The organism is Paenibacillus sp. JT31N17, from assembly GCF_056269255.1.
The window spans coordinates 13,001-36,267 of sequence record NZ_JBWDNP010000014.1; the positions used below are offsets into that span (position 1 = coordinate 13,001).

General features: G+C 51.8%; 22 protein-coding genes. 9 read left to right on the forward strand and 13 right to left on the reverse strand.

The window, feature by feature from the left end:
• Window positions 1–139 precede the first annotated feature (139 nt).
• Window positions 140–1,492: a sensor histidine kinase gene (locus AC0YOB_RS29735; protein WP_475795870.1), complete on the forward strand. Its 1,353-nt coding sequence runs from the start codon at window positions 140–142 to the stop codon at window positions 1,490–1,492.
• A gap of 115 nt (window positions 1,493–1,607) precedes the next feature.
• Here the strand turns inward: AC0YOB_RS29735 and AC0YOB_RS29740 are convergent, their stop codons facing one another.
• Complete coding sequence (locus AC0YOB_RS29740) at window positions 1,608–1,943, reverse strand: YlbF family regulator (RefSeq protein WP_210038522.1); 336 nt, start codon at window positions 1,941–1,943, stop codon at window positions 1,608–1,610.
• Window positions 1,944–2,373: 430 nt separating this feature from the next.
• Here AC0YOB_RS29740 and AC0YOB_RS29745 point away from each other — a divergent pair, with 430 nt between their 5' ends.
• The 6 genes from AC0YOB_RS29745 to AC0YOB_RS29770 all read left to right on the forward strand — a co-directional run bounded on the left by AC0YOB_RS29745 (window position 2,374) and on the right by AC0YOB_RS29770 (window position 9,395).
• Window positions 2,374–3,741: a YheC/YheD family endospore coat-associated protein gene (locus AC0YOB_RS29745; protein ID WP_475795871.1), complete on the forward strand. Its 1,368-nt coding sequence runs from the start codon at window positions 2,374–2,376 to the stop codon at window positions 3,739–3,741.
• 19 nt (window positions 3,742–3,760) lie between these two features.
• Window positions 3,761–4,990 (forward strand): YheC/YheD family endospore coat-associated protein, encoded by a 1,230-nt coding sequence (locus tag AC0YOB_RS29750; protein WP_475795872.1) that lies wholly within the window; start codon window positions 3,761–3,763, stop codon window positions 4,988–4,990.
• Window positions 4,987–6,363 carry a YheC/YheD family endospore coat-associated protein gene (locus AC0YOB_RS29755; RefSeq protein WP_475795873.1) on the forward strand — a complete coding sequence of 459 codons (1,377 nt, stop codon included), beginning with the start codon at window positions 4,987–4,989 and terminating at the stop codon, window positions 6,361–6,363. Before AC0YOB_RS29750 ends, AC0YOB_RS29755 begins: the two co-directional genes overlap by 4 nt.
• Entirely contained in the window at window positions 6,363–7,520 is a 1,158-nt protein-coding gene (locus AC0YOB_RS29760) for a YheC/YheD family endospore coat-associated protein (RefSeq protein WP_475795874.1), read from the forward strand. The genes AC0YOB_RS29755 and AC0YOB_RS29760 overlap by 1 nt, the downstream gene beginning before the upstream one ends.
• 175 nt (window positions 7,521–7,695) lie before the next feature.
• Complete coding sequence (locus AC0YOB_RS29765) at window positions 7,696–8,241, forward strand: GNAT family N-acetyltransferase (RefSeq protein WP_475795875.1); 546 nt, start codon at window positions 7,696–7,698, stop codon at window positions 8,239–8,241.
• Between the two features lie 11 nt (window positions 8,242–8,252).
• Window positions 8,253–9,395 carry a YheC/YheD family endospore coat-associated protein gene (locus tag AC0YOB_RS29770; protein ID WP_475795876.1) on the forward strand — a complete coding sequence of 381 codons (1,143 nt, stop codon included), beginning with the start codon at window positions 8,253–8,255 and terminating at the stop codon, window positions 9,393–9,395.
• Window positions 9,396–9,473: 78 nt separating this feature from the next.
• Here the strand turns inward: AC0YOB_RS29770 and AC0YOB_RS29775 are convergent, their stop codons facing one another.
• The 12 genes from AC0YOB_RS29775 to moaA all read right to left on the reverse strand — a co-directional run bounded on the left by AC0YOB_RS29775 (window position 9,474) and on the right by moaA (window position 21,073).
• The gene (locus AC0YOB_RS29775) at window positions 9,474–10,163 is read right to left on the reverse strand and encodes an HAD family hydrolase (protein WP_475795990.1); all 690 of its coding nucleotides are present in this window, start codon (window positions 10,161–10,163) and stop codon (window positions 9,474–9,476) included.
• A 109-nt stretch (window positions 10,164–10,272) separates the two neighbouring features.
• The gene (locus AC0YOB_RS29780) at window positions 10,273–11,430 is read right to left on the reverse strand and encodes a phosphodiester glycosidase family protein (protein ID WP_475795877.1); all 1,158 of its coding nucleotides are present in this window, start codon (window positions 11,428–11,430) and stop codon (window positions 10,273–10,275) included.
• A gap of 247 nt (window positions 11,431–11,677) precedes the next feature.
• Window positions 11,678–12,247 carry a manganese catalase family protein gene (locus AC0YOB_RS29785; protein ID WP_210038514.1) on the reverse strand — a complete coding sequence of 190 codons (570 nt, stop codon included), beginning with the start codon at window positions 12,245–12,247 and terminating at the stop codon, window positions 11,678–11,680.
• Between the two features lie 66 nt (window positions 12,248–12,313).
• On the reverse strand, window positions 12,314–12,574 hold the full coding sequence (locus tag AC0YOB_RS29790; RefSeq protein WP_210038513.1) for a spore coat protein CotJB: 261 nt from the start codon (window positions 12,572–12,574) through the stop codon (window positions 12,314–12,316).
• Window positions 12,575–12,582: 8 nt separating this feature from the next.
• Window positions 12,583–12,801 (reverse strand): spore coat associated protein CotJA, encoded by a 219-nt coding sequence (locus AC0YOB_RS29795; RefSeq protein ID WP_210038512.1) that lies wholly within the window; start codon window positions 12,799–12,801, stop codon window positions 12,583–12,585.
• Window positions 12,802–13,138: 337 nt separating this feature from the next.
• Entirely contained in the window at window positions 13,139–14,485 is a 1,347-nt protein-coding gene (locus tag AC0YOB_RS29800; protein WP_475795878.1) for a hemolysin family protein, read from the reverse strand.
• Between the two features lie 27 nt (window positions 14,486–14,512).
• A complete protein-coding gene (gene yfkAB / locus AC0YOB_RS29805) occupies window positions 14,513–15,649 on the reverse strand; it encodes a radical SAM/CxCxxxxC motif protein YfkAB (RefSeq protein WP_475795879.1) in 1,137 nt (378 codons plus the stop codon).
• A gap of 226 nt (window positions 15,650–15,875) precedes the next feature.
• Window positions 15,876–16,991, reverse strand: coding sequence for an HD-GYP domain-containing protein (locus AC0YOB_RS29810; RefSeq protein WP_210038509.1), 1,116 nt, complete (start codon window positions 16,989–16,991; stop codon window positions 15,876–15,878).
• A gap of 181 nt (window positions 16,992–17,172) precedes the next feature.
• Complete coding sequence (locus AC0YOB_RS29815) at window positions 17,173–18,018, reverse strand: undecaprenyl-diphosphate phosphatase (RefSeq protein ID WP_210038508.1); 846 nt, start codon at window positions 18,016–18,018, stop codon at window positions 17,173–17,175.
• A gap of 37 nt (window positions 18,019–18,055) precedes the next feature.
• Window positions 18,056–19,522, reverse strand: coding sequence for a bifunctional metallophosphatase/5'-nucleotidase (locus AC0YOB_RS29820; protein WP_475795880.1), 1,467 nt, complete (start codon window positions 19,520–19,522; stop codon window positions 18,056–18,058).
• Between the two features lie 24 nt (window positions 19,523–19,546).
• Complete coding sequence (locus AC0YOB_RS29825) at window positions 19,547–20,020, reverse strand: molybdopterin-dependent oxidoreductase (protein WP_475795881.1); 474 nt, start codon at window positions 20,018–20,020, stop codon at window positions 19,547–19,549.
• 51 nt (window positions 20,021–20,071) lie between these two features.
• Window positions 20,072–21,073, reverse strand: a complete 1,002-nt coding sequence (gene moaA / locus AC0YOB_RS29830) for a GTP 3',8-cyclase MoaA (protein ID WP_475795882.1) — start codon at window positions 21,071–21,073, stop codon at window positions 20,072–20,074.
• Between the two features lie 100 nt (window positions 21,074–21,173).
• On the opposite strand from moaA, the gene AC0YOB_RS29835 reads away from it, so the two are divergent.
• The gene (locus tag AC0YOB_RS29835) at window positions 21,174–21,899 is read left to right on the forward strand and encodes a molybdenum cofactor biosynthesis protein (RefSeq protein ID WP_475795883.1); all 726 of its coding nucleotides are present in this window, start codon (window positions 21,174–21,176) and stop codon (window positions 21,897–21,899) included.
• A 172-nt stretch (window positions 21,900–22,071) separates the two neighbouring features.
• On the forward strand, window positions 22,072–23,163 hold the full coding sequence (locus tag AC0YOB_RS29840; RefSeq protein WP_475795884.1) for a ThiF family adenylyltransferase: 1,092 nt from the start codon (window positions 22,072–22,074) through the stop codon (window positions 23,161–23,163).
• The last annotated feature ends 104 nt before the right edge of the window (window positions 23,164–23,267 follow it).

The window sequence follows — 23,267 nt, forward strand, 5'->3', positions numbered from 1 at the left end:
GGTGCTAATATAATAATAGATGTTTCCATTTTAACAAAAAAGCTAGTAAAGTAGAGCATGGATAATCTGCAACTACAGGCAAGGCGAGTCCTGCAGCATGCTGTCACCATCTGATTTATGTAGCGAAGGAGTCTTTCTTATGCCGGTATCTTGGGAACCTCTATTGTCCATGCTTGAACAGCTGATTGCCCTCACGATTCCCCAGGCTTTCTTTTATACGTGGTTCGGCTTTATGTGGCTTGGCATCATTCCCAGGAACGTAGTGAGACGGCTGCTGCTCTTCAGCATACTGAGCTCGGTATATATCGATGCCGCTTATTATATTTTGCCGAAGTGGGCCAATTTAATTAATACCTCCATCGGTTTTTATTTCTGGTTCTCACTCTTCTACAAGGAAATCAAGACGCGCTCCAAAATCTTGATGCTGGTGATGTTTAATATTGTTGCTTTTTTGCACCAGCTCGTTCTGGTTTGGGTTTCCAGCTACTTTGGCGGCATGGACAGCGTTACCGACAGCTCGTTCGGTTTCATGGTGATGTTCTTCGGCCCTTCCTTTGTCATCCTTGCCCTATTGACAGTTTTGATGCAGAAGAAGCAGATTCACCCGGGAAAGCATCTGCTGCCTTTTCTCATTCACGCCCGGTCCAAGCCTTTTTTGAGTCTGATTGTGCTGTTTATGGTAGAGACATGTTTATTCGGGCTGGTCTTCTTTCCTCCTCTGATGGAAAAAGGAGACATCAAGCAGCATCAAATCTGGGCTTTCCTGGCTTTCCTTGTTTTTTTCGCCATTAATTTTGTGTTGATCCGGCTCTTCGCACGTATCCGGAAGGAAGCCATTCATACGACACAGGAAGCTTACATCGGCGATCTCATCCAAATGTTCACCTCCATCCGCGGCCAGCGCCATGACTTCATCAATCATGTCCAGGTCATGTACGCCATGCTGTCGATGAAGAAATATGATCAGCTGCGAAGCTATATGGAAGACATGGTCAAGGAAATCCAGTCTATGACTCTGGCAAGCAATGACCTGCCTTCACCGGCGCTGGCCGCGCTCATTCAAGCCAAGATGACGATTGCAGAGAGCAATCACATTCAATTTTCCTATCAGATTCCCGAAACCCCCTTGACCTTCCGGGCTGTTTCCAGCATTGATTTTGTACGAATTATCGGAAATCTGGTCGATAATGCCTTTGATGAAGTAATGAAGCTGCCGGAAACCGAGCGTGAAGTTATACTGGAGCTGTTTACCAATGATCAGCAGCTGTATATAACGGTAACCAACCGCAAGCATACCTTGTCGGAGGAAGAGATGAAGCGGATACTGGAGCCGGGCTACACAACAAAAAAAGGAAACCACTCGGGACTTGGCCTGTCCATTGTCATGGAACGCTGCTCCCATTATAAGGGGAAGCTTTCGGTGGAGTCGGATCTTGAACGCGGCGTTGTCTTCACGATCAAGCTGCCGCTTCATAATGTGCGAGCCAGTTGATTTCCACAAGGAAGCCCAGGGAATGACACGTAGCAACAAACATTGAATGCCAACCTATATGCAAATAAAGCCCGAAATCGGCTTCAATCACCGGCATCGGGCTTTATTGCTGCTTCTATTCCATGATTTCGCGAAGCGATTCTGTAACGATCCTGGTCACATCGTCGAACACAATGCTGAATTGTCTTTCCGCATCAAAGGCGCGCTGCAGCAGCGGGTTTTGCGTAACGACTTCATACAGCTTATCCATCATTTCCACATCTGCGGGCGATGGCTGTTCACCGGCCGCCATTTTTTGCTGCAATCCTGCCTGCTTCTCGCGAAAATCGTCCATCATCCGCTTGGCATCGGGATTGCTCCGCGCTTCCTTCAGTGCAGCGTGCAATTCCTTGGCTTCTTCGCTATCTTTCAACGCCCGTGTAAGCTCATGCGCCTGGTCATATACATTCATGTTACATAACGCCTCCTTCAATATGATTGCTCTTGACAGCATGTTACTGAAACATATCCCTATATCCTATATACCCCGGTACAGGAAGTCAAGTCCCCCCCTTATCCGGCGCGGATACCAGGAGTCGGCTGCCGCCCAAATATTGGATCTCTGTCCGTCAGAGAGGCTGCCTGACCCCATTCTCATATGCAATCCGCCTGTACCCGCAGCAATCCGGCAATCCTCCTGTGATGTCCGGGCTGTCGTTCATCACGGATCTTACGTATGCCTGTTGTCCATTTCCCCTCAAAAGCCAAGCCGCCGCCGGAAATCTGTTCATGAAGGCTAATCACCAAGGTATAGATGTCCTCATATGATGAATTAATTCGTGCAAACATCCAAAAACCACTAGCCGCATTCCATCATCCTCCAGCTTGGAAGGAGATCCGCGATGCTGAAATCGAAAGTCGCCGTTCAGGTGATCAGCTCAGGCATCTTGCCGGATGATGCAATCATGCTGGGCGAGACTTATTTGAAACAGTGGAAAATTCCGCATGTCCAGCCGGTTATGCTCAAATTCGGTGCTTTCCGCCAGCCGGTCAAAGTCGTTTCGGTCGAACGGTTTGACGGTATGCGAATCGGGCAAAATCTGGCCAGACGCATGGGAATTCTCGCCAGTACGTCCCTGCGGATTCAATACCGCAGCGAAACCTCTACGCTATCGCTGGGGCCGCTCATCGGCGTACTGATTAGCCGCGACGATCCCACAGCGAGAGACCGGCCATTCGGCTCGATTACATTGTTCTGCAAGGAGCTCGTCGACGCATGCGCCGTTCAAGGTGCCCATGTTTACTTCTTTACCCCAAATCACATTGTCGACAATTCCAGCACCGTCGAGGGCTGGGTCTATGCAGGAGGCTGGAGGAAAATCACCGTTCCCGCTCCGGATGTGGTCAACAATCGGCTTACATCCCGTAAGCTTGAGAACAAATCCAGCGTGCAGCAATTTTTGAGGGAAGTTAAATCCCGCCACAACACGGCTATTTTCAATGAGAAGTTTCTCGATAAGTCGGAGGTTTTTGAAGCGCTGAAGAAGGATACCGCGCTGATCAAATATTTGCCGGAGTCACATGTTTTGCGCAATCAAAAAATGCTTGTGGCGATGTGCTCAAAGTACTCCACCGTATTTCTGAAGCCGGTGCGCGGAAGTCTGGGCAAGGGCATTATCCGCATATCCCGTCTCGATAAAGATTCGTACCAGGCGCTATATGCAACGGTAGGCGGTACGCGCAGACAGCATTTTACCAGCCTGCTCAAGCTGTTCAGCTCCATCTCCGGCAAAATGAAGACGGTCCGTTATCAAATCCAGCAGGGATTGAATCTCATTCAAATTGGCGGCAGACCCGTTGATTTTCGTGCGCTCGTCCAGAAGAATGAAACCGGTAAATGGACTATTACATCCATTGTCGCCCGGACCGCGGGTACGAATCACTTCGTCTCCAATCTGGCGCGGGGAGGTACCCTCAGCACGGCCAGAGAAGCGGTCTCCAAGTCGAATTTAAACGGAACCCAGGCACAGGACGCTCCGGCGCGCCTACAGCGGGCCGCTCTGGAAATTGCCAAAGGAATCGACACCCACATCCCCGCCCACTTCGGCGAGCTGGGTATAGATTTGGCACTGGATTCGAGCGGACGCGTATGGCTGATCGAGGTCAACTCCAAGCCGTCAAAAAATGATAATACACCTTTGCCTGACCAGAAGATCCGACCCTCCGTACGCAATATGATCAGATATGCCAGACATTTAGCCGAATTTTAAAGCAAAGGGGGAAGTGGCGATGGCTTACCCGCAAGAACCGATCCATCTTGGAATTATGATTAGCCAGAGGCAGGCTGATGAAGGAGCGTGTGTGGATTCTCCGCCTCTTCAAATGCCGGAGGACCCGTTCTGCCGTCAGTTATGCAAGTTTGGCCGCAGGCTTGGCATCAACGCCTACCTGTTCGACGCCTCATGTCCGCAGCATGCCAGCGCAATTTCCGGCTATACCCTGAATCATGGCGTATGGGAACGGGTAAGCATGCCGCTTCCGGATATTGTCTACGACCGCACCATGTGCAGAACCGCCGGACAGATTGAGCTGCGCTCCAGGACACTTGCCGCATTAAAGCAAAAAAAATCTTTCATTCTGATGAATGGCTCGCTGCCTGACAAATGGAATGTGCATACTCTGCTGCAGCAGGATGAAGAAATGCAGCCGTGGCTTGTGCCCAGCGCCCGTTACGAGGGACCCGGGCAGCTCATCATGCTTGAGCAGCAGCATCCTTACGGATTGTTCCTCAAGCCCTCCGCCGGAACCCACGGCAAGGGAGCTCTTCATTTATTCCGTTACGGCGGAAAATACCGTATTGAAGGCCGGGACCGGCATAACGGCATAATTGCTTGCGAATTCAATCATTTGCAGGAAGCTGCAGACTGGATCCAGCGCTTCGCCTTCGGTACCTCTTATCTCGTTCAACCGTACTTGCGGTTAATCGGGGATAATGGCCGACCGTTTGATGTAAGAGCCTTGATTCAGAAAAATAACCGTGGACACTGGTCCTTCACCGGAGCTGCGCTTCGCGAAGGCGAGCGCGGAAGCGTCACCTCCAATCTGCATGGAGGCGGGAAAGCTGTGGGGGCCAGCGAATCGTTAGCTCACCGTTTTGGCGGGGATACCGCAGCCAGGCTGCTTGCGGATATTCGCCGGATAAGTCAGCGCGCCGCCGTTCGGCTGGAAGAAAGCTGCGGACGTCTGGCCGAGATCGGCTTTGACTTTGGCATTGAGCCGGATGGCCGGCTGTGGCTGCTCGAAGCAAATGCCAAGCCAGGCCGCGCAGCTTTTGCCGGCGACAAACAAACGGAAAGAAGCGCCGTGCTTCAGCCTCTTCATTATGCCGTATGGCTGGCAAACTGCCAGGATCCTTTTTTCAAACCGACAACCAGAGCGCGCTTCTTGCGCCGTGACACTGATCCTATGATTACCGTTGATGCAATCCAAAGGAGATACGTCCAGGAGGTTCATCCATGAGTTTGACTTCGTGCCATGTACATTTCTCACCGCAAAGCGAGAGAATCGTCTACTTGTCGAGCTCGCTCCTCAAATCGCTGAAGCTGGCCGGCAAAAAGTCGGTTCATCTGAAGCTTGGCAAACAAACGATTACCGCAGCTATCAGAACCATAAACCGGCAGGGATCCCACTTATATTTATCAGCCGGTGTCCGAAATTCGATTCGCGTCCCGAAAGCCGGAACGATCTCACTTTTGCAGGATGAGGATAACGAGGTGCAGATCGGGCCGCTGATCGGCGTATTGACCGACTCCGGGCTCGGCTCCACCGGCTCGCCGTTTGGTTCCCGGACCGGATATATCCGCCAATTGCTGCGAATGGGGGAGCGAAAGGCTTATTTCTTCGCTTTTACCCCGCGTGATATTGACTGGCAGCAGGAGAAGGTCAACGGCTATTTTCTGAACAGCCAAGGCGGGTGGTACCGTAGAACGGTATCGCTCCCGGATGTGGTTTATAACCGTCTGCCAAGCCGGAGGGCGGAAACCACATCGACGATCACTTCCCTGCGCGAGCGCTTTATCCGCAAGCAAATCCCGTTTTTCAACTGGAGCTTCTTTAATAAATCCGATGTATATAAACTGCTTGACCAGGATGTGGAAGCTTTGGTTCATATGCCGGAATCCGCGAACAATCCGCGTCCGGAAAAAATAAAGGAAATGCTGGAAAAACATCAGTTCATATACTACAAACCAACCGCAGGCAGCCTGGGTATCGGGATCTACAGGCTCACTTATAATCCGAAGCGCGGTTATTTCGCCAGATACCGCCGGAACAATACAAACGTTCTGCTCCGTTTTACAAGCTTCAACTCCCTGATGCGCATGCTGCAGGCACGTCATGGGAACAGCGGTCTGGAGCGCTACGTCTGCCAGCAGGGCGTGCGTCTGATTGAAATCGACGGCTGCCCGATCGACTTCCGGTTTCATATGCACAAGAATGGCGACAATGAGTGGGTTCCTGTAGGCATCGGCGCCAAAAAGGCCGGCCGCGGCAGTGTTACCACCCACATCAAGAACGGCGGATCGCTGCTGACACCGAAACAGGCGCTTAGCAAAACTTTTGGTGACCAGGATGAAGAAATCCTGGAAAAAGCCAAAAGGGTATCGATTAAGCTGTCGGAGGCCATTGAGCGCAACTTCCCTCATACACTTGGAGAGCTGGGTCTTGATCTGGGCATCGACAAGGACGGCGAGGTCTGGATGTTCGAAGCGAACGCAAAGCCGGGCCGATCGATCTTCAGTCACCCGGCGCTGCGTTCTGAAGGCCGCGCTTCATTAAGCCACATTCTGGATCACTGCATGTACCTCAGTAATTTCCGCAGGGGGAATGACTGATGGACGGCGTTCACCATGAGCTTGCATCTGTCGTTGACATTCAAACCAAACGGCCGGTTCTGGCTATTCTTACGATCGATGATGAGATTCAGCTGTTTCGGGGCAACCGCAACAATTTTGCCGATCTCATCACGGCAGGACGCGAGCAGGGCTTCATCGTCTATGTACTGACGGTGAGCCAGCTCAAGCTGACGCGCAATTCATTGGATGGTTTTATCTATGAGGAGGGGACGGACAGCTGGATTCAGCAGAAGCTGCCGTTCCCCGATCTGATTTATAATCGGATTCCGCTGCGGGAGGATGAGCTGCTTCCGGAGGTAAAGCGCAAAATTGCCGCTTGCTTGCGAAATCCGCGCGTCATCCTGTTCAACCCTGCTTTTTTTAATAAATGGAGTCTTTTCAAATGGCTGCGGAAGACACCTCATACAAGGCCCTTTATTCCGGCAACAAGGCGTTTGCTCAGCCAGGAGGGTCTGGGCAATATGATGCTTAAGTATAAATTTCTGTACTTGAAGCCGGTAAGCGGCAAAGCAGGCAAGGGCATCATGACCATTCTGCTTCAGCCGGAGAAGACATTCCCTTACCGGCTAAAAATCCAGACGGATAAGAAGAGCATCACCTATAACTGCGGATCGCTGCGCAAGCTTTGGCTGCGGGTCAGAAAGGAGTGTTCCGGTGAACGCTACATCGTCCAGCAGGGCATAAAACTGGCCGCCATCAACGACCGTTCCTTTGATCTGCGGGCGCTTGTTCAAAAAAACCAACGGGGCCAATGGGATATCTCCGGCATTGGCGCCCGGGTAGCCGGATCGCTCAGTATTACGACGCATGTGCCCCGCGGCGGCAGCATCGATGATCCGGAAAGACTGCTCGTCAGCGCATTTGGCCAAGAAGCGGCTCATAAGATTCTAAATAAGACCCGCACCACTGCGCTGCTTATTGCCCGGCAAATCGAACGGGGGGCCCGCCATCGCCTGGTCGAAATGTCGATGGATCTGGGAATCGACCATTCCGGCGGCATCTGGTTCTTCGAAGCCAACTCCAAGCCGATGAAGTTCGACGAGCCCGATATCCGCAAGCAGTCGCTCGATCGTATTTTTCAGTACAGCCAGTTTTTACTGCGGAAAAAAGCGGGTAAAAAGGCGGCTCCCGGCTAAAGCCGGAAGCCGCTTAAGCTTTCGAAGCGAGTTTCCATTGGAGCTTTCGAAGCAAGTTTTCCTCCGGAAAACTTAAGCTTATGCTTTCGAAGCAAGTTTTCCTCCGGAAAACTTTTAGGAGGTGCAAATCATACAAATCAAACGGCTTTCGCCTGATGAATGGGGCAGAGTCAGGATGAAAATTATCGACTTCGCTTCCCGCTTCGGCGGCAATCGGCTGTCTGCCGCAGGCCTGAGCGAGCTGCGAAGACTCCCCGCCGAATCCCTGGCAGGGCTTGAACACCGCCTATCCTTTTCTGCATCCGGTCCTGCTGCACTCAAGTTTGATTACAGCGATTCTGACGGGATGATATACACCGCCGGGAGCAGTATGGGCCCTGCAGCCCCTGCTGAGGCTTTGTCAGCTAAAGCGGCGCATTTGAGTGCAGATGTGCCGCCTGCGGCTGTAGCCATCGCCCTGGAGGGCGGCAAACTGGCCGCCGTCGCTTTTGCTGCAGATGCCGGCAAACGGGCTTGCCTGGTGGTCGTTCATCCCGATCATCGCGGCCGCCGGATCGGAAGTTCTCTGCTGTCAGAGCTGCGCGGCCACTTTGGCGGACTTATGTGCAGCGTTGCCGCTGACAATCCCGCAAGTATGCAAATGTGTTTTCATGCCGGAATGAAGGCCGTCGAACTGTTTACAGGTCCCACCGGCAAACCAACGCTTCGATTCGAATGCTAGGAGGAGTCCGCATGGGCCAGCCCGTGCTTGGCATATTAACGCTTTATTTGAACGAGAATGGATTGCTTGAAGAAAAAGCTGTCTATCAAAGAATGACCGCTGCAGGCCGTCAGCTGGATCTGGATGTGTTCGTCTTTACACCGCAGGATGTCAATTACAAGCAGAACCGGATTTTTGCGCATATATTCGATCCCGGCAAAAAAACCTGGACCCGCAAATGGCGTTCTTTTCCCCATATGATTTATGACAGATGCCGTATCCAGAAAAGTCACAGATTCGAACAGTTGGGCCGGTTCCGCAAGCAGTATGGCCACCTGACCTTCCTCAACCGGGTGCTGCGAAACAAATGGACGGTATACAAGACCATGCGCATGGAGGAACGCTTCCGGCCCCATCTGCCGCTTACCCGCTTATATGAAAACCCTGGAGATCTGACGGAAATGGTCAATAAATATCCGCTGATTTATTTAAAGCCTGTCAACGGCACCGGCGGACGCGGGATTCTGCGCATTGAGAAGCAGCAGGGAGGAACCTATCTCATTCAAGGCCGTGATCAATCGCGGCGCATCATCACTCCACAGCGCGTACCTCTCTCCGGTTTGCACGGCAGGCTTGCCGGGTGGAATCTGAAGGGGAACCGTTATCTGGTCCAGCAGGGCATACAGCTGAAGCTGCCGAATGGGCGGGTTCATGACTACCGGATGCTCGTGCAGAAGAATAGCAGCGGGAACTGGGAAGTCACCGGCTGTGCCGGGAGAATCGGGGCATCCCGCAGCATCACCTCCAATCTGCATGGAGGCGGGCATGCCATTACCATGCAGAAGCTGCTTAAGCAGTGGATCCAAAACGAGGAGACCGTCCAGCAGATTACCGACAAAGCCGGTGAGCTGGGCGTACAGATGGCGGCGTTTCTGGAGGAATCCTACGGCAGATTATGCGAGCTCGCGCTTGATCTGGCCATTGACCGGAAGGGACAAATCTGGCTTCTGGAGGTGAATCCCAAACCCGCCAGGGAAGTATTCCTGCAGGCCGGGGAACGGGAAACATACCGCCGCGCGATTACCAGACCTCTGGAGTATGCGGTATGGCTGCATGAACAGAAAAAGCGGCGGAAGGACAAATTGACCTATCAACCAGAAAATCCCGGAACCTGATAACAGTTCCGGGATTTCCTTTGAACTTTTGATTGTATCATACCATGCCACCAGAGTCAGAACGTATCGCTCCCGCTTCTAGGCCCCCGCTTCGGCGGTACGGGATTCCGCATTGCCTACGAGCTCCAGCAGCTGGCGGAAATCTCCGATGAGCGCATCCGCCCCGCTCAGCTCCTCCTGGCGGCCGTACACGGCATAAGCGCAGCCAACCACTCCCAGCCCGTTGCCTCTGCCCGCTTCCACATCGGAGGAGCGGTCGCCAACCATCCAGGCATAATCAAGACCATGATCCTCCATTAGGCGGGCAACCAGATCAACCTTCGTTGACGTCTGATATTCGCCAGCGCTGTACAAGCCGTCGAACAGCTCAGTTAGCGATTTTAGCCGGACAATTTCCCTGACATACCGTTCAAGCCCGTTGCTGGCAACAAACAGCTTGTATCCATTGGCCTTCAGCTGCCGCAAAGTGTTCTCCACATGCGGGTAGAGTGAACCCTCGCCTGCTTCCAGACCTTCCACTTCATACTGCAGCAGCAGCACATCCGCACGTTTTCTGGCCGCTTCCGAGCTGCCCGGCATAACCGATTTCCATATATCCTCCAGCAGCATTCCCAGACAGCCAAGCAGCCGCTCCACCGGGGGCGTGGGCTCGTGGAACAACCCTTCCTCCCGCAAAGTCTGGAAAATCCGTTCATGAACGCCCAGAAGCAGCGTGTCCGTCTCGAACAAAGTACCATCCATATCAAATATAAGCGCCTGCGGCTTCATCAATCTGCTTTCGTTTGGCAAGTTCCTTCGCTCTCCTTCCAAGTCTCCCATAATGATAATGGAAAAGAGCAGAATCGTGCAAGCTCGAAACCAAGTTGTCCATCCCGGTCTACCACTTGGCCGGGTCGATATCCTCTGGTCCTAATCCATTCCAAATATTAGGGATATCTACCTGCTCGGGGTGATCAAAGACCAGAAATGCCGTCGGCAGATACCGCTCGCCATGCTCGGAGGAAGGCTTGTTTAAGATTTGATTGTCCTTCACAAGCACTGTCGAGGAGCCTCCGTCCAAATTTGCGGCTATGACCGCGCCATGCTTCAGCATGATTTGCTGCACATCGTACAGGTTCGCGCCAATGCTGTGGCCCGGCTGCCTTCCGTCAATCACGACAAACATTATGGCTCCGTCCGCACGCTGCCCCATCGCTGTACGCGGCGCGATTCCCCAGCCGTCCTTGGCATTCTTGATCAAGCCCTTGCCATTGACGATGATCCGCGGCTGGAACGTAACGGCTTCTTTGACTCCCATGGATTGAATTTCAGCAAGCGAATATTTGCCGGCTATCATCTTGCCCTTCCCGTCAATGCCGACGATCTGCGTCGATTTCTTGCCGCCCAAATCCTCGTAGTACACCTTCCCCTGCGAAATCACAAGCCCGATCGGCTGAAATCCGTTTCCTTGCCAGTTGGGATCGGCAAATCCGCCGCCGTTCACACCGGCGATTGCTCCGGTCCGCTTCACCATGCTGGTCACTTTCTCCCCCTTGCCGGCCTTTTCCGGTACGCCGAGACGGATTTTGGTGGGATCATTTACGATCATCAAATAGCCTTTGTAGCTCGGACCGGAAATGGTTTCAATTTGAACCAGCGGTTTCTGCTCCGCCTGTCCGGATTGATCCGCTGTGCCTGCAGGAAGCTGGATAGTATGGCTGTCGCGTTCCTCTCCCATTTGGTTAAACCGGTTCTGGTAATCCTGAACTCTCTGATCCAGAGCCTTCTGACCGATTATATATTTGGCCCAATGCCGATGCTGCGTAGTGATTAACGTATCGGCTACCAAGTAGCGAAAATTATTGCCTGATTCCGTGAAGAACATCCAGCCAAGTCCGGTGATCCCTGCCAGAAACGCAGTTAGCAGCAAATATCCCGCAATCCGCGCAAAGCGGGATTTACGCTTCCTGGCACGCTTTCGCGAAGGTGCAGCAGAGCGTGTTGGTGATGTTTTTCTACTGGCTGATGCCCTTGAAGTTGAAATCCTCGTATTCATCTGCGTTTAATCGCCTCTTTTCTGCTGTTGCCGCACTTCATACTTGACGAAGCGGGAGAGGCAAAAGTTTCGATTATCGACTTCACATGCCAATAGCAGTGGTATTCCAACAGCATGCGATCTCGATAAGGCAGGCGTCAGCAGTCATCTATCGACTCCCTTGATCATCGCAAAAAGAACCCGGCCTAAGTAGGCAGGATTCTCCGGTTGCAAAGCTTTCCAGCGCGCGCAGCCTGGTCATATAAATTTAATAGACCTTCTTCGTATCCCTGTCCATCTTGATGATTTCCACCGCTTCCCTGAAGCGCAAAGAATGAATGATTTCCCGTTCTCTCAGGAACTTCAGGCTGTCCTGCAGATCCACATCGTCAGTCATATCGATAATCCATTGATAAGTAGCCCTGGCCTTCTCCTCAGCTGCGATATCCTCATACAAATCCGCAAGGGGATCACCCTTGGCAGCAATATAGGCAGCAGTCCAAGGGACCCCCGATGCATTGTTATAGAACAGCGCGCTGTCATGATTGGCAAAATGCTCCCCTAACCCCGCTGCCTCCAGCTGCGCAGGAGTAGCATCCTTCGTGAGCTTATAGATCATTGTGGCAATCATTTCCAGATGGGCAAATTCCTCGGTTCCTATGTCCGTTAATAATCCGACAACCTTATCCGGTATCGTATACCTTTGATTTAAGTATCGCAGCGCTGCCGACAACTCCCCATCCGCGCCCCCATATTGCTCGACAAGATATTTCGCCACCCTCGGGTCGCATTTACTGACCCGCACCGGGTATTGTAGCTTTTTATCATAAATCCACATTCCGTACATCCCTCCTGACCGGTTAAACGCTTTTGAGGTGCTTTTACACGCAATGGGCGAGATGGATCACACCTGCCAGGGCCATGGAGTCTCAATCCATTGCCATGGATATTTGGAATAACTGTGGCCAAACTGGAGCAAAGGCCCATACTGCATCTCAAACTCATGGGCGCAGTGCTGCCTCTGCTGGACAAGCTGGTTAAACTGCTGCAAAATCTGCATATCATTGGGATGGGTATCCAAATAAAGTGTTAATTCGACCAGAGCAAAATCCAGCTGCTGAAGCTCGAGCAGCTTGCGGTAATAATTCTCATCCGGTTTATTCATGGCTTCTGCTAGGCTCCCTTCCCGCATCTGGATTCATAGGGACTGAAGAAAGCAGGCCACAGCGTTCCCACCTTCAATGCCTCGGACAATGAAAATTGCGGTAAATTCATGGGCTGGTAGGTAAAATACTGATTAGGCGGCACGACATAGGTTTTCACATATTTTGGGGGACAGGGATCAAACGGGCCGACAAACGGATACCATTCTCGGGTTTGCTTCAAATTCACCTTGGCTCCTCCTTCTTTCTGCCTTCGGATTCGTCCTTCGAGAGCCCATTTTTCAGGCATTCCTTTAGTAAGCATATGACAAGAGCCCAGATTTTGTTCTCATTCAGGAAGATTAATTCTGTTTTTTCACCAAAAATTTGCATAAGCTGTCCATTTCTTTCATATCCATCCGCCTTGTTGATTGCCTCCATGAGAGTGAAAAAAACAAAAAAAAAGCAATCTGCATTCAAAATGCAGATTGCTTGCCATTCATGGCGGCGCAAACTGTAACTCAACAATCACGCTGCCATCTCCATGAATTAAGAAGAGCAGCTGAGGTAAGCCGAGCCCAGCAGGATCATTCTTCAACTGGAGCTTCGATCTCCAGCAGTTCATCCCTTTGTAAACGAAAAATATTGACGCGCAGCACTCTCAGCCGCTCGCTTTCCGCTACTTCAAACACATAGTGCTTATGCTCGACCTTCTTTCCTTTGACGGGGTTGCCCTCAAGACGGGTGAACAACCAGCCTCCTATGGAATCGACATCATCATCCTCGATATCCAGATTAAACATGTCATTCACATCTTCAATCAGCATCCGGCCATCTACAGAGGTCACATCCCCCTTGACTACAACACTTGGCTGTTCCGTATCGAACTCGTCATGAATCTCTCCGACGATCTCTTCAAGAATCAGTTCAGTTGTGAGCATGCCCGCCGTTCCGCCATATTCATCCACAACAATCGCCAGCTGCGAATGCTTGCGCTGCATCAGCTTCAGCACATGACTGATTTCCATCGATTCAGGAACATTCAGGATGGGACGAAGAAACTTGTGAAGGGTATGGTCCTCATCCGGATCGGCTGTCAGCAAATCCGTAATATGTACAAATCCGATCAGCTGGTCCTTGTCCTCGACACAGACCGGGAAACGCGTATGTTTGGTCGCATAGACCGTCTTCATATTCTCGGCAAAATCGATATCGGCATAGAGACAATCCATATCGGTGCGAGGCAGCATCACTTCGCGGGCCAGCCTGTCGGAAAACTCAAAAATATTGTCAAACAGCTTCAGCTCATCCTTGTCGATGATGCCGCTGACGGCGCTTTGATTCATCAGAATACGGATCTCTTCTTCCGTATGGGCTGAATCATGCTCGCTTGCCGGTTTCACACCAATCAGCCTGAGCAATCGGTTGGCAGAGCCGTTGAGCAGCCAGATTGCCGGGAGAAAAATACGATAAAACAGCAGCAGCGGCATCGATGCCCACAGGGAAGTGGACTCCGACTTCTGAATGGCAAGCGTCTTGGGCGCAAGCTCGCCAAGCACAATATGCAGGAAGGTAATGACAAGAAAGCCGATAACGACGGATACGGAGGAAATAACCGTTGAATCGCTCAGCCCGAATTCGTGAAGCAGCGGCTCCACAATCAGATCGGATATGGCAGGCTCGCCTACCCAGCCAAGTCCAAGAGAAGCAAGGGTAATCCCAAGCTGCGTTGCCGATAAGTAAGTGTCAAGCCTGCTGTTCACTTTAAGGGCATATTTTGCGCGCTTATTCCCCTCATTGGAGAGCTGCGTCAGTCTGGACAATCGGACCTTCACGAGCGAAAACTCCGCTGCCACAAAAAAACCATTCAACAGAACAAGGACAAAAACAATAATTAAATTCCAGACAATCTCGCCTGCGTCAAAATGTCCCAATAGGGTGGTCCGCTCCTCTCATCCAATCTAAAGGATAGCTTTTCGAGCCAGAAAATCCACTTCCCTGTAGTACATGTCTTTAACCAGTAAATTCGGTCCGCAGCAGGCTGCAGCCGGGCAGTGGCAGTTAACGCTGCCCGCCAGCGGATGGGCAAGCCAGCGCTCGAACAATACATCGAGCCGGTCTGTGCGGATGTTGCCGAAAGCCGGTACATCAGAGAAATCTGTCACGAATACATCTCCCGTGAACAGATTCACGTTGAGACGGTTCCGCCCGTCCGGATCATTGCGAACCGTTACGTTTGGTTCCGCCGCAAGTCTTGCCAGCAGATTGCGGTCCTCGGCCTCCTCACTGCAGTGAAAGAACGGCAGGGTGCCAAACAGCATCCACAGGGAAGAATCCCGATGATCCAGCAGATGCAGGATAGCTCTGCGCATCTCCTCTTTATTTATAACCGGTAAATCGGAAGCGAAAGCACTTGGATACATCGGATGTACCTCGTGACGCTGGCAGCCCATCTGCACAATAAGCTGATGAATCTCGGCCATTTTCTCATGCGTCCGAAAATTGATCATGGATTCAGCGGAGACGAAGAGACCGCCCTTGCTTAATTTGCTTGCATTGCTGAGCATTCGCTCATACATCCTGGCAGCCGTTTCACGGGCAACGGGATGACCGCTTTTGGCAAAGCCGACTTCGTGAAAATCGTCGGCATTGGTGTAATTGAAAGAAATATGCATCACATCCAGGAACGGGGCAATCTCCTCGTAACGGCTGTAATCCAATGTGATATTGGAGTTGATTTGCGATCGGATCCCCCGGCTGCGGGCGTATTTGAGCAGTGGAATCAGATATTCCTTAACCGTTTTGCCGGAAAAAGTGGGCTCTCCGCCGGTAATGCTGATCGTCTGCAAATGCTCGATTTCATCCAGCCTGTGCAGCATCATCTCCAGAGGCAGCTTGCCTGGCTCAGCCATTACGAGCGTATCCCCCACCGCGCAATGCTCGCATCGCATATTGCATAGATTGGAAATTGTCATCTCCACGCTTGTCAGACGATGCCTTCCAAACTGGCGCAGCGCAACGATCGGATCCCACGGATCATCCGCAGGCGAAGTGGGTCGAACACCCTGTGTACGATCTGTATGTATAACATTTTGCATAGTTTCAGCACCTGACTTTATCATTCGTATTTCCATCATTGTAATATTCGCCGCGTATTGTTGCAAATAATTAACAACAATTCAGCAAATTTCGTCATTTCGCAATATGGATATCTTTGTAATTATTGATATAAAAATAACTTCAAGGTCCTCTGGCGGGCAGGTAAAGTTGTTAAAAAAAAGAGCCCTATCGGCTCTTTTTCCCAGCTATTGCCCCTCCCGGGTCCTAAGCCCCGGTTACTTCCGCCAGCTGGGGATCCTCATTGACTCCGGTAATCATCATTGTCAGCTTGGTTGACAAATCAACTTCATACGGCGCCTTCAGCTCCGTGCCATGTTCGTCCTCCAGGACGCGCACAACGGGCCGATGCGGACAGGAAGCGTTAATGTCCACCACAACACCGGTCTCACCGGTTTGGAGCTTTACGGTAACGCCAATAGGGTAAATCGCGACCTTGTCCCGGAACGTCTGGAGCATGCTTTGCTCATACAATGTTCCCGTGCCGGTATAGAGCGCCTCCACCGCTTGGTGGGGAAGCATCGGAGATTTATAAATGCGGGTTGAGGTCATAGCATCGTAAGAGTCCACGAGTCCAATCCACTTGGCGTATTCGTGAATTTGATCTCCTTTGATTCCCCTCGGATAGCCGCTGCCATCCAGTCTCTCATGGTGCTGATAGGCACAGTGGGCGACCAGCAGCGGGATATTCGGCTCATCCTTCAGCAGATAATACCCGCGTTCAGCGTGGCGCTTCATTTCCTCGTATTCATCGCGGGTCAGAGAACCCGATTTTTTCAATACATTGGTTCTGATTTGGGTTTTGCCGATATCATGGAGCATCGCACCAAGACCAATGTTCATTAATTCGTCGCGCGAATAATCGCTGGCAATGCCCAGTATCGTGGAATAGACACAGACATTAAGCGAATGCTGAAACAGATAATCGTCTACGATCCCCATGTTCATCAGCATCAGCATGGCATCCTTCTGGCTGGTGAGATCGTCGATCACCATATTCATAACCTGCCGGAAGGGCTTCGCTATGTAGGGGTAGGTAACCCCGGATTTGCGATTGGGCTTGTCCATCATAGCCCGGAAATTAGTCCGGATTTCATGAAGCGCCCGATGTCTGGTCGCATCACTGATCAGATCGGGAACAACTATATCAGCCGTTTTGGGATCATGAATATAAACAAAGTTGATGCCGCATTCCCGCAGTCTGGATATCAGCTTGTCGGTCAGCTCGACTTGCTCGGCAAGCAGGACGAGACCTTCCTCTGAGTAGATCTTTTTGGCTAGTTTCATGCCTGCTCGGCATAGATGTATGGGCAATAATCGCATCGGATCGACCCCTGCTTGCTTCAATTTTCCTAATCATGAGGGCATGTCAATCGACCTCGTAATTTTAATGTAAGTTATTTTGGAAAAAAGAGCAATAACAGATTCGCCAATTATCGACAAAAATCATCTTTTTCATGGAATGATAAAAGTCAAGCAGGAAGAAACAACTGTTTTTTTCCGCTTATCGCATAATGAAGAACCAGAACAGAGCTGCCAATATAAACCGGTAGATAGCAAAATGAGTCAGCTTCACCTTTTGAATATGCTTCAGGAACAATACGATTACAAGCCATGCCACCACGAAGGATACAATAAATCCGGTAATAAAGAACGGCAGGTTGTCCCCTTCAATAAACTTGTAATTGTCCAGCAGCTCGTAGCCGGTCGCCACCGCCATGATCGGAATCGCCATCAGGAAAGAGAAATCGGCAGCAGCCTTGTAGCTGGTTCCCACCAGCATCCCGCCGGCAATCGTCGAGCCTGAGCGCGAATAGCCCGGCCATAATGACAAGCATTGCAGAATTCCGATCATAAACGCCTGCTTATAGGAAATATCGTCAATGGTCTCCGATACGACGCGAATCCGTCTCGTACTTGAGAGCCATTCGGCTATAATCATGTAGACGCCGCCCACCACGAGCGCATAGAGGACCGGGGTCTGGTTAAATCCTTCCCCCTTGATAACATCCCTCAGGAAGAATGCGGACAGCATTGCGGGCACAATGCCAAGTGCGATATGAATAAGATTAAGCTTGCGTCTTGCTCTGGGGTAAGCGGAAATCCTTCCCAGACTTTCCGTCTGCCGGGACAGGCCGAACAGATTGGCGATACGCTTGCGGTAAATCAGGGCAATTGCCAGAATGGCAGCCAGTTGAATGACGATTTCGAACGTAACGATCATCTGATTATCCGAGGCGTAACCAAGCAGCTTATTGGTCAAAATCATGTGTCCGGACGAAGATACCGGCAAAAATTCAGTCAGCCCTTCAACAATTCCTAAAATAACAGCATTAATAATATCTCCCATAAAAGCCTGGTTCTCCCTCCTTCATCTCTGGCAGTTGTCAACCGGTCGTTCCATGATTTGTACCCGTCATGGTCCAGCGGGTCTTTCTGCAATCCAAGAGAGCTTGTGTATGCTGCAATTCCAAAGCCAGCACGTCCCGAATGAACTCGGGCAAAAAGTACTGAATGTCCTTGCCGTTTTTGATTGTCTCATAACCTACACCGAACGTAAACATGTCTATCGTCCCTACCACGTATTCACGATCAGGGTCAAAGTCCTGCCCGTTTACCGTCAGGGAAAGGATCTTGCCATAAGGAGGTGCCTCCGGGTCCCAGCTTATTTCGAGACCGTCAACGGCCAAGGTGCCAAGAACATAGCCCCGGAATCCGAACCCGCGGATCGGCTTATCGATGAATTCCCCAAGAAGGGCCTCTTCCAATGCGCGCAGGAGATCCGGACCGGCCAATCTCATCCGGCAGGGGTTGATAGGAGAAGGGCACAGCGCGTGCAGCTCCCCTGCCGTTACGTCTCCTTCGGCGAGTCCGCCCAGAAGCTGTCCCGTGTTGACGATGCCAATCTCCGAGTCCGTCCAGCGCCTCAGACCGGCAGCCAGCAAATTGCAAAGCGGCGATTCCTGCTCGACTCTTGCCGGCAGCGGTTCGGACAATCTTGTAATGACTCTGCTGAGACGACGCTGCCCAGCCGCTTTGAAGCCGCCGATTATGGCGGCGGCTTCGGGTTTCTCTTCGTATGCGGCCATCGGTATGCATTCGACATGGAAGAATGGACGTTTAAAGATAGGATCCAGACCAATCTCAATGCGCCCTATATAATCGCCGAACTTGCCGGCGGCACAGATATAGGTCCTGCCAATCACTTCCGGCTCCTCGAGCAGATGATGCGTATGTCCGCCAAGAATCAAATCGAGACCTTCGACTTTCTGCGCCATCTGCCGGTCAGAGGCCAGGCCCAGATGCGACATGACGACCAGCACATCGACGCGCCCTCTCAGGGCGGCTGCCTGCTCCGCTACCGCGTCAATGGGATCGCCGGCATTCCAGTCCAGCAGATCATAAAAATCGGCAAAGGCAGCCGTAACCCCAATAATTCCAATCCGGAGACGTCCTTTTTGGATAATCGTGGAAGGCTGCAGCCATGAAGGCCTCTCGCCGCTTGATTTTTGGTGCATATTGGCACAGATCGTCTGAAAGCGCGCATGTTCGCGGTAAGCGTCATCCAATTGCTCATGCGTAAAGGTTAAACCCTCATTGTTTCCAAGAGTTACCGCCTCATAACCCGCCTCATTCAAAAGCTCTATATTCACAAGGCCGTCACTGGCCTCCGTCTCAATTCTCATGCGGTCCATATGATCGCCGATATCCAGAGCGAGCACGTGGTCGCTTCCATATGTACGCCTTGTTTCTGCAATGTAAGTGGACATTTTTGCCGCCAGTTCCAAGCGGCTGTGAACGTCGTTGCTGTGCAACAGAACGACTTCAGGCGCACCAGTCGATGTTTCTTTCATGCCTGCCTCCCGGGTTATAAGGGATTACCGCTTTATTCGCATATCTTGCGGAGAAAACGTGCTTTTGAATCCATACGAGACTTCCCCCCTGCTTGCTTCCTCATGCAGAAAACGGCACATGACCACGCTTTTTACGTTCAGACATGCGCTTGAGCCGTTTGGAACATAGAGCCGGATAGGCCCGCCCTTCTGCAGCGGCTGCCCCTCTATCGCATATTGAACGGCAGCTTCCGCAAGCTGTTCCCAAGGAATAACCGCTTCAAAGGAATCCGCACCTTCCACTTTAAGGTGACTGGGCTCCGGAGTCTGCTGCCCGATTCCCTGCAGGGTGCGCCAAGCGGCATACCATGCTGCAAAATCAAAGGCATCTCCGCCTGCTTCCGGCACACGATCCGACAAGGCAAAAACATTCCCCGCAAGCAAAGCCATCTGCTCCGGGGACGTTTCACGCAGCGGTTGTCCGAAATGGTCAATCATTATCGTTCGGGAATTACTCATTTATTATTCCTCCAGCTATTGTCCGTACTCTACTTTCGCAATTATGAGACCCTAACCGCCGATTTGGGACATTCTCCTTGCGGTAGGCTCGTGGCTTTGGGCTTCGTCAGACAGCTTGGCTGCCATCTCATGATTAAGCGGCTTGATATCCATCGCCCGCATATATACAGCACGCAGCGCCTCCGGATTTCCAAGCGCGGGCTTCACGCTAAGCTCATCCACCCAGTACAGGCAGGGCTTAATGCTCCCATCCGCCGTCAATCTCAGACGGTTGCATCTTTGGCAGAAGTGATCGCTGACGGGATGAATCAGGCCGAACGAGCCCAGTCCGCCTGCAATGCGATAATCCTCAGAAGGACCGTTCCCGATAATAGAGTCCAGGCGTTCTATATCAAGTTTGCGTTCCCGGGCAATTTCCAGAACACGCGTTAAAGGCAAATAATGGTTTTTCCAATTTTCGTCGGCGTGCCCGATCGGCATGTACTCAATAAAACGGACATGCAGCGGATGCTCATAAGCCATCTGAAGAAAATCACCGATCTCATCCTCATTGACACCCTTAAGCAGCACGCAGTTGAGCTTTATCGGGCTGAAACCCACTTTCGCCGAGGCTTCAATGCCGGCCATGACCCTCTTCAGATCCCCTCGTCTGGCAATAAACTGAAACCGTGCCGGATCGAGCGTATCCAGACTGATATTTACCCGGTTGACCCCGGCTTCTCTCAGCGCCCCGGCTTGATCCGCCAGCAGAACACCGTTGGTTGTCAGCGATATATCGCGAATACCGGGAATTGCCGCCAACCGGCGCACCAGTCCGTCCAGGCCCGGACGCACAAGCGGCTCTCCCCCTGTGATGCGCAGCTTTGAAATACCGAGGCTCGCGCCCACCTCAACAACCTCAACTATATGATCATAAGACAGCATATCGGAGGAAGGAGCAAATTCAACGCCTTCTTCCGGCATGCAGTATAAACAGCGTAAGTTACAACGGTCCGTCACGGATATTCGCAAATAATCATGAACACGTTCGAACCGATCCGTTAACCCCGGCATAGTCCGCACTCCCCTTCATGTAGCTGTTTCTAGCATAACATTTTTCAAATGATTATGGTATGCTGTAGAGATCATTAACGAAGATACGAGAGGTTAAAACATGAGCAATCAATGGAATATTCAGTTGTTCGCTGGCCTGGCTGAGCGATTGGCGGAACCGGCAATCCGTCTGCAGCTTGATGAAGACCAAATCCCTGTCAGTGCGTTGAAACAAGCTCTGATTGTCCGATATCCCGCACATGAATCGTTAATAACAGCCTCATTCATGGCCTCCAACCAGTCCTATGCCGCTGATGACGATATTGTGAAATGCACGGACGAGCTTGCGCTGCTCCCCCCCGTCTCCGGCGGAGAGCCGGAGCCTGCCGCAGATGCGGACAATGGTTTGTTTGCCGTCACGGAGCAGCCGCTGTCCGTTGAGGCGATCACGGCTAAAGTCATCGCGCCCGAGAATGGCGCCACCCTGACGTTTACGGGCACCACAAGAGAGTGGACCGAGGGGCAGCGGACGGTCCGTTTGGAGTATGAGGCTTATATACCCATGGCGCTCAAAATGCTTCGGCAAATCGGCGATGAAGTGTCGCAGAGATGGCCGGGCGCGCGTTGTGCAATCGGGCATCGCATCGGTGTAGTCGCCATTGCCGAGATCAGCGTTGTCATCGCGATCTCGACACCCCATCGGGATGCCTGCTATGAAGCAAGCAGATACGCCATTGAACGGCTTAAGGAAATAGTGCCGATATGGAAACGGGAGATATGGGAAGACGGCTCGGAATGGAAAGGCCACCAGCAGGGACCCTGGAATCCCATCGCCCCGCCATTATAAAGCAGCTGCGGCTAAAAACGTAGCTTTGCATCCGATGAAGTTGTTCTCTCTGTCGGAGATGCTGTATCGGCAGTGCAGTGAAAAAACGCAGTCCATGATTCCGAAACCGTTTTTCTGCTTTGTCAGGGAAACGGTTTCGGGCAGCGCGCAGAAAAACTTTAGGAGGCTCCGTATGACTTTTCACGATAAGGACAGCACAGATTACAATTCCGGGTCGGCGGAGCAGCCCCCCGCTCCTGCTGACCGCTACTCCAGACAGATCCGCTTCGCTCCTATCGGGGCAGCGGGTCAGCGAAGCATCGGTGAGAGCAGCGCTGCCGTAGTCGGCATGGGCGCGCTCGGAAGCGTTGCAGCCCAGCATCTTGTACGGTCAGGCATTGGCCGAATCCGAATCATTGACCGCGATGTAGTGGAATGGAGCAATCTGCAGCGGCAGATGCTGTACACAGAAGAGGATGTGCAGCGCATGCTGCCCAAGGCGGCGGCGGCGGCTGAACGGCTGAGAAGCATCAACAGCTCTGTACGCATCGAACCGATGATCCTTGATCTGACAAGCGCAAACGCGGAAGAAATGCTGGACGGAGTCGATCTTATTATAGACGGATCCGATAATTTCTCCGTTCGTTATTTGATTAACGATATCAGTTTGAAGCTGGAGATTCCCTGGATATACGGAGGAGTCGTCGGCGCATCCGGCATGACCATGTCCTTCATTCCGGGACAGACGCCATGCTTCCGCTGTCTGTTCCCTGTACCGCCTGCTGCAGGCTCTGTAGACACGTGCGAAACGGCGGGCGTTATTTCCCCGGCCGTCGATCTGATCGCCTCCATGCAGGCAGCGGAAGCGATCAAGTGGCTTAGCGGCAATGCTGCGGCCATGCACGGCACTTTGTTCCAGGCAGACCTGTGGCAGCACCGCTACACCCCCCTGAATGTCTCCAAATCCAAGCGCAGCGACTGCCCGGCTTGCTCCCGGCATCAATACAGCTATCTGGATGACAACGAGCTGGAATCGGCAGCTGTTTCGCTGTGCGGACGCAACACGATGCAGATTTCACCGCGACAAAACAGCAAAATCAATATGGATGCGTTAGCCGCAAGGCTCAGGCAGGCCGGTAAGGTCGAGCAAAATCCGTTTCTTGTCCGTTATCGGCGGGATGAGCATATAACAGCCGTTTTGTTCCCGGATGGAAGAGCCCTCATTCAAGGGACAGAGGATCTTGTTGTCGCCAAGCGCATTTACAATGAAATATATGGAATATAAAGATTCAGTCTGCTTCCGCTTCCGCAATCAAAAATAATCTGATATACCTATATATTTGCTCATATATTCATATAAATTTTTATAATTCGATTTGCTGTTATTGC